The sequence below is a fragment of the Thiolapillus sp. genome (genome assembly GCF_048562965.1).
Taxonomy (GTDB): Bacteria; Pseudomonadota; Gammaproteobacteria; order Chromatiales; family Chromatiaceae; genus Thiolapillus; species Thiolapillus brandeum_A.
On sequence record NZ_JBHNMF010000618.1, the window covers coordinates 1 to 1,838 of the forward strand.

The window sequence follows — 1,838 nt, forward strand, 5'->3', positions numbered from 1 at the left end:
TACTCTAAACTCTAGTCTTCAAAGGTATTACCTTTTGATATTGAGGTGGCAAAATGGCAACATCAGTAAAACTTGATGATGATCTGAAAAGCCGGATCCAGCACTTAGCTGAAGTGCGGCATCGTTCATCGCACTGGATCATGCGCGAAGCGATTCGAGACTATGTTGAGCGTGAGGAAAAACGAGAATCTTTCAAACAGGATGCGCTGCGCGCCTGGGAAGCCTACCAGGAAAACGGACTGCATCTGACGCTTGAAGAAGCTGACGCATGGCTGGCGAAGCTTGAAGCGGGCGAAGATGCGGAGCTGCCTAAGTGCCACATCTGATCTGGTCTCCGCCAGCTCTCGCTGACGTACAGCGACTCTATCTCATGGGGTGAGCCTGCAGGCGGAAATCTATACCCAAATGCGGCTGCCGCCGGTGCATTTTGGATCAATCCGACTTCCAGGCAGACAAAAGGCTCCGCACCTTGCGATGCAGAGCCTTGGATCAGAGGCCCCAGTCCCACCCGCTTCGATCAGGCGTCATTACCGGCTGGGGTCTGCTACCCGGAGGTAGTCTTACAAGCCCGATTAATCGGGAACCATATCTGCTGGCGGCGGAGCCTGATCCACTTTCAGCGCCATGCCGTGCAACTCACCATCTTCTGTCTGGACACGTACCCGCAAAGTGCAGGCGTCTTCAAATTGAATTGGGGAGAAGGCCAACATAAATTGCGCCATTTGGACCCGTTCCTTTCGTTGTTCTTCGGTCATCTCCTCGGCAGAATCAGAGGCGGCTGCCAATTGTTCTTCGTCGAGGGCGATTTCCTGCAAGATCTCTTCATCCCGCAGAACCCGTAAATTCAGCACTTTGATCGGTTCATCAGCCGGTGTAACGATTTTCACGGACAAACACAACTTGGGCAGCGTGACCGGAAACGCCGGGACGAATAGTCCGCCGGAATAGACGCCGATAAACGAAAGCTTTCCGCCAACCTCGTGGCGGATATCGTCACAAAACAGGGTTTCGACGTGGCGTGTAATCATTTCTGTCTGGCTTGTGCAATGGCTTCCTGGCGCTTAAGCGCTTGGTCCAGGGTATTCAGATCAATCTCCAATGCCCGGGTGAGTTTACGGCAGGTTTCGATAGTCAGGTTCTCCCTACCCCGTTCGATACGGGCAATATGCGGCTGACTGGTCGCCAATGCCTCGGCAAGACGGGCCTGAGACCATCCCTTGCGTAATCGTAGGGTGCGCACCGTGTCGCCATCTTCGCCATAAAAGGTATCGGCCACCCATTGCCGCCCTTCCTCCAAGGCAGCCCGGCCCTTGGCATCCCCCTCCCATTCGGCCGACAACTGGCTAATGGAGGAGTGCTTGGCCGGAGCTTGTGGGCTGGGCGTGGTATAGGCTTCGAAGGCGAAGACCTGGCAGCGGGTACGACTGGTCGCCGTGCCGGAGTCGCCGAAAACCCTTTCAAAGCTCTTCGTAGGCGCGGAGGATGCGCTGGCCGATGGGGTGCTTTGCATCATAGTCGAACTCCCGTGGCGCAATCGCCAATACGTGGTAATGGTGTGTTCTTGGCTCGAAGGCGTAGATGATACGATAGCGCAGGCCATTTCCCTTCAGGTCCCACATCTTCAATCGCCATAGATTCCGCCCCTCGCGCCATTGACTTTGCCACCTGCTGACGTGGAAATCCGCTGTGCCGTAATCGTGCTGGGTCAATCGATCCAGCAGGTCGGGATCGCCCTCCAACTGCTCCAGCAGGGCCAAAATCCGGCCCGCCGTTCGGGGCTCACTCTCCCGCAGGGCCAGCAGGTCAGCCTTGGCATCGTCATGAATGAAAAGGGCGTA

At 55.9% G+C, this 1,838-nt stretch carries 4 protein-coding genes; 1 reads left to right on the forward strand and 3 read right to left on the reverse strand.

Going from position 1 to position 1,838, the window contains the following annotated elements; genetic code table 11:
* Positions 1-53: 53 nt before the first annotated feature.
* Complete coding sequence (locus ACOCD2_RS18385) at positions 54-326, forward strand: CopG family ribbon-helix-helix protein (RefSeq protein WP_293649656.1); 273 nt, start codon at positions 54-56, stop codon at positions 324-326.
* Positions 327-572: 246 nt separating this feature from the next.
* Here ACOCD2_RS18385 and ACOCD2_RS18390 read toward each other — a convergent pair whose 3' ends face one another.
* The 3 genes from ACOCD2_RS18390 to ACOCD2_RS18400 all read right to left on the reverse strand — a co-directional run.
* A complete protein-coding gene (locus ACOCD2_RS18390; RefSeq protein ID WP_293649960.1) occupies positions 573-1,028 on the reverse strand; it encodes a DUF6941 family protein in 456 nt (151 codons plus the stop codon).
* Positions 1,025-1,513: a helix-turn-helix domain-containing protein gene (locus ACOCD2_RS18395; protein ID WP_293652901.1), complete on the reverse strand. Its 489-nt coding sequence runs from the start codon at positions 1,511-1,513 to the stop codon at positions 1,025-1,027. The genes ACOCD2_RS18390 and ACOCD2_RS18395 overlap by 4 nt, the downstream gene beginning before the upstream one ends.
* On the reverse strand, positions 1,458-1,838 hold a 381-nt coding region (locus tag ACOCD2_RS18400), incomplete at its 5' end, for a type II toxin-antitoxin system RelE family toxin (protein WP_293675028.1). The genes ACOCD2_RS18395 and ACOCD2_RS18400, both read right to left, overlap by 56 nt.